Consider the following 4964-nt stretch of genomic DNA (forward strand, 5'->3'; position numbering starts at 1 on the left):
AGTTGGTTAGAATACCGGCCTGTCACGCCGGGGGTCGCGGGTTCGAGTCCCGTCCACTCCGCCACTTATATTAAGCCCTAGTCGAAAGACTGGGGCTTTTTCGTTTGGTCGTGTCCCCTAGAAATGCATTTACACATTGAAGGCGAGACAATACGACTTTCTTTACCCTTTTGGCACATGAGTTTCTCAGGAAGATGAGCCTGCTGCCTGCACTTCCAATTACTCCGAGTTTGTATCATGTCCTCGTTGAAAGATTGGTCATTTGAACAATGAGTCTTTATAACACTCGCCCTCAACCGTAGTAGAATGAATAGTCTTCCTCACTGCGCGTTTTGTTAGCGTCTCTCTTAAACAATAATTTTCTACTTCTTATTTCTCAAACATTCATTGCTCCCATATTTAGAGCGGGACCGTCGTTGCGTGGATTACGCAATTTCCCGAAATATAGTGAGGAAGAGAGCTAAGTCTTCCGAAAATTAATGCCTTTTAGAAAACTTTGTTTTCTTTGCTGAACTTGCTAGTAGCGATTAACCTAAGAGGAGTTCTTGAGGAGTATGTTTGATGATGCAACAAATAAAAAATGAAACGCTGAAATCTGTATTTAAGCAATGGGCTTCCGATGAGGGAATTGTGGTCATCAACCCTGCAACTGAGCAAGAGTTAATTCGGTTAAAGCCTAGTACTCTTGATGAGTTAGATGATCTCATTGGTCAGTGCAAAACGGAGCAAGTCCGTTGGGCTAAATTAAGTGCCAAAGAGCGCTCTCGTCGTTTGAGGGGGTGGTATCAACTACTTCTTGATAATGCAGAAGACATAGCCACGATTATTACCTTAGAGCAGGGTAAACCTTTAGCTGAGAGCAAAGGGGAAGTGATGTATGGTGCCTCTTTTGTCGAATGGTTCTCAGAAGAAGCAAAACGTGCTTATGGCGAAGTTATTCCTGCCCCCACGACAGATAGACGTCTATCTGCAATTCGCCAGCCTGTGGGAGTATGCGCTGCAATTACACCTTGGAACTTCCCTATTGCGATGATTACAAGAAAAGCAGCACCAGCCCTAGCGGCAGGTTGTGGCATGTTGATCAAGCCATCAGAGCTTACCCCTCTCACTGCAATTGCTGTTGTTGAATTAGCTTATCAGGCTGGTATCCCTAAAGAACTGCTTTCTGTCGTGGTGTCGGAGCAGGCTGCTGAGTTTGGTCAAGTACTAAGTACTGATCCTAGGATTCAGAAGATCTCTTTTACGGGGTCTACGCGAGTCGGGAAAATTTTGATGAAGCAAGCCAGTGATTCAGTCAAGGCGGTGTCGATGGAGTTGGGTGGTAATGCGCCTTTCATCGTGTTTGAAGATGCAGACTTAGATGCGGCTGCGGAAGGGCTTGTCGCGTCGAAGTTCCGTAATGCAGGGCAAACATGTGTTTGTACCAATCGGTTATATGTTCATAAAAATGTAAAACAAGCTTTTATTGATAAAGTATTGTCGAAGTTAAGCAAATTAAAGCTTGGCAATGGTTTAGAGAAAGGTGTCACATTAGGCCCTGTTATTACGATGGCCTCTAAGCATCGACTAGAGGCGGTGATCGATCAAGCTGTACAAGAAGGAGCCTCTATTGCTAACTCTCCACAGAGACTGCCTGGTCGCTTTATGGAGCCCGTTCTTTTGGATAGTGTGACGCAGAATATGTCGATTGTTCAGCAAGAGCTATTCGGGCCTGTGTTGCCTATTGTTACCTTTGAAAATGATGATCAAGTTCTCGAAATGGCGAACGATACAGAATATGGTTTGGCTTGTTATTTCTATACGAATAGCTTGAAGCGTATTGTGACTTTTAGTGAAGGTTTAGAGTATGGCATGGTTGGAGTGAATGAAGGGATCATCTCTACTGAAGTGGCTCCATTTGGTGGAGTTAAAGAGTCGGGTGTTGGACGGGAAGGTGCTAAGCAAGGCCTCGATGAATATCTGGAGACAAAGTATATTTGTCTTGGTGGTTTAAGCTGATTTCAGAGATGGCCGATTGAATTAAAAAGCTAGGTTTTTACCTGGCTTTTTTTTAGTTGAAAGGCATACCATTTGCCACGCGCGTTTGTGGTTAATATTTTCTGGTTACTTAGTGAGTCGATAGTTAGCTTGCGGTAAGCGGTTTTTAATAATCAAAGCGCTTATGTTATTTCGTGGGTAGTAGGAGAGAGCTTAGCTTTAAACTAATACAAAAAAGCCGCATCAAGTGATGCGGCTTCTTCTAATATGGCTCCTCCTGCTGGGCTCGAACCAGCGACCTGCGGATTAACAGTCCGTCGCTCTACCAACTGAGCTAAGGAGGAACAAATTTTAATAAGTGGTGCCGACTACCGGAATCGAACTGGTGACCTACTGATTACAAGTCAGTTGCTCTACCTACTGAGCTAAGTCGGCACAATGTCATTAATAAGTTATTAACTTAATAATGAAAATTGGCTCCTCCTGCTGGGCTCGAACCAGCGACCTGCGGATTAACAGTCCGTCGCTCTACCAACTGAGCTAAGGAGGAATTGTCTTTTTAAGAGAATAAATGGTGCCGACTACCGGAATCGAACTGGTGACCTACTGATTACAAGTCAGTTGCTCTACCTACTGAGCTAAATCGGCACATTTTATTCTTTAACATTGTTCGTGCTAAGCACCAACAATTAATAAATTGTGGTGCCCGGAGGCGGAATCGAACCACCGACACGAGGATTTTCAATCCTCTGCTCTACCGACTGAGCTATCCGGGCGACGAGGTGTATTAAAAGGCTTTTCGGCTTTCAGGTCAACAATAAAATTAAAATAAAATATCGTTTGATGAATTTGTGCTCGGAGTGGGCTGTTTTTATGCGTTTTTAGCAGCAATGCGCCATGCTTTAAGCGATGTTTTAACATTGATAGTGTGTTCACTTGCAAAATAAAGGCGATAAAAACAAAAAAGCACGTCTGAAAACGTGCTTTTTATTGAACAATTGACTTTAAACTAGTGCTTTACTGAGAACTTGTTTACCCAACCTTCTAGCTCATTCGCTAGTGAAGCTAAACTTTGAGTACTTGATTGGCTCTCGGTTACGACAGAGTTGAGTTGGCCTCCGCTTTCCTCGATAAGGTTTATGCGTAGCGCAATATCATCGCTAACCTGCGTCTGCTCAGCGGCAGCAGTAGCGATCTGCTGGCTCATTGTGGTGATAGATTCTAACGCCGTTACAATTTGCTGTAGAGCTTCAGAGGCATTCTTAGACTCTGTAACAGTGCTTTCACTGGTTTCTGCACATATTTCCATTGTGTGAATGGCATTGCGAGAGCCTTCTTGCAGATTGGAGATCATATACTGAATCTCTTTTGTGCTGTCTTGTGTGCGTCCTGCTAGGTTGCGTACCTCATCAGCAACGACTGCGAAGCCTCGGCCTTGTTCTCCAGCACGTGCTGCTTCAATGGCTGCATTGAGTGCCAATAGGTTTGTTTGCTCTGCAATATCACCAATCACATCGAGCACTTTTACAATATTATTTACATCCTGATCTAGATCGGCGACCGCTTTACTCGCAGTATTTAATTGAGAAGCTAAACCTTGAATGTTTTCAACCGTGTTATGAATGAGTTTCTGAGTATGTTGGCTTTGTTTGTCAGCCTCGTCCGTATTGTTTGCGGTGTCGCTTGCTGAATTGGCAACATGGTTGGCTGAAGATGCCATTTCAGTCATCGCAGTGGCAATCATCGCCGTTGATTGCTGCTGAGATGCGGTAAGATCGGCAATCGTATTTGATCGAGCTTCTACGGCAGACAACTCTGCGCGCAGTGCATGCATAGACTTCTCTAGGTTTGTCACCATAGTAGCTAGTGATTGACTCATATCTTGCACGGCACGATAGATACTTCCTCTCGGTGCCACAGTATCAAAACTGGTCTGAATGTCTCCTTGAGCGACAGCTTGAACTGCTTTGCGCACATCGTTAGGCTCTCCACCAAGTAGATGAAGCATTTTGCGAATCGAAATGATCAGGCCACTTAGAATGCTTCCCGCGATAATCAGACATAGCACAAGCTGCCATTGTGCTGTCGACCAAAAACGTGCGTTAACTTCATTAAAGCCAATACCTGTACCGACAACCCAGCCCCAGTGTGGTGTTTTTTCTGCTATCGAGTGTTTTTCTTCAATGCTGCCATCTGCTTGTTTTTGGCTCCAGGTATATTCAACGATCTGACCTGTTTTGTGCCCCAATACATCTAGAATGAGTTGGCCTACGCTATTACAACTGCCATCTTTAAAGTCATGGAAGCTGGTTCCGTGCAGTTGAGGGTCTAGTGGTGCGGCGATGAACATCATATTTTCATCTGCGACATAAACGTATTCGTTGTCTTTGTAGATATTGTTACGAAGTAGGCGAGTGGCAAATGCTTTCGCTTCGTCTTCCGGCATTTTGCCTTCGATAGCCATCTTTTCTACTTCGGTAAGTATGCTGTACGCACTTTTAAATAGCTCAGTAACTCGAGCTTTGTTATCAAGGTTACTTGCGACGCGAAGTGTCCATAAGCCCGTTGCGGTCAAAGCTAGGAGAGCTAGCAATATGATCGCAGATAATAAATAGGCTTGAGTTTTTAGTTTCATATTTAGCTCACAAATAAAGTGTTATCACTATGCAAGGCATAGCTAAAAGAAGAAATGTAATAACTCGGGCATCTTAGTGAAGATGAATATGCTCGGATACTAATGCGTATTAAAATTACGATGAGGATTAAATTTTTAGCGTGAAATAAGTGTTTTTGAAGAAAGGATTTAATGTTCGCTGATGTTTAGAAATGAAGTGTAGATAAATGGGAAAGTGAGAAATGACGTATAAAGCAGATACAAAAAAGCCGCATCAAGTGATGCGGCTTTAAAAGTGGCTCCTCCTGCTGGGCTCGAACCAGCGACCTGCGGATTAACAGTCCGTCGCTCTACCAACTGAGCTAAGGAGGAA

General features: G+C 43.8%; 2 protein-coding genes and 6 tRNA genes. 1 reads left to right on the forward strand and 7 read right to left on the reverse strand.

The annotated features are described in order from the left end of the window. Window positions 1-561: 561 nt before the first annotated feature. The gene (locus R8O10_RS23615; RefSeq protein WP_318191766.1) at window positions 562-1998 is read left to right on the forward strand and encodes an NAD-dependent succinate-semialdehyde dehydrogenase; all 1437 of its coding nucleotides are present in this window, start codon (window positions 562-564) and stop codon (window positions 1996-1998) included. 247 nt (window positions 1999-2245) lie between these two features. On the opposite strand, the gene R8O10_RS23620 is transcribed toward R8O10_RS23615, so the two are convergent. The 7 genes from R8O10_RS23620 to R8O10_RS23650 all read right to left on the reverse strand — a co-directional run bounded on the left by R8O10_RS23620 (window position 2246) and on the right by R8O10_RS23650 (window position 4963). After that, a tRNA-Asn gene (locus tag R8O10_RS23620) sits at window positions 2246-2321 on the reverse strand. A 15-nt stretch (window positions 2322-2336) separates the two neighbouring features. Beyond that, a tRNA-Thr gene (locus R8O10_RS23625) sits at window positions 2337-2412 on the reverse strand. A gap of 39 nt (window positions 2413-2451) precedes the next feature. Continuing rightward, window positions 2452-2527 (reverse strand) — tRNA-Asn (locus tag R8O10_RS23630). 22 nt (window positions 2528-2549) lie between these two features. Next, window positions 2550-2625 (reverse strand) — tRNA-Thr (locus R8O10_RS23635). A gap of 52 nt (window positions 2626-2677) precedes the next feature. Further along, window positions 2678-2753, reverse strand: a tRNA-Phe gene (locus R8O10_RS23640). Between the two features lie 233 nt (window positions 2754-2986). After that, a complete protein-coding gene (locus tag R8O10_RS23645) occupies window positions 2987-4612 on the reverse strand; it encodes a methyl-accepting chemotaxis protein (RefSeq protein WP_318191767.1) in 1626 nt (541 codons plus the stop codon). Between the two features lie 275 nt (window positions 4613-4887). Beyond that, window positions 4888-4963 (reverse strand) — tRNA-Asn (locus R8O10_RS23650). Between the last annotated feature and the right edge of the window lies 1 nt (window position 4964).

Source organism: Vibrio sp. 1727 (assembly GCF_033344415.1).
Taxonomy (GTDB): domain Bacteria; phylum Pseudomonadota; class Gammaproteobacteria; order Enterobacterales; family Vibrionaceae; genus Vibrio; species Vibrio alginolyticus.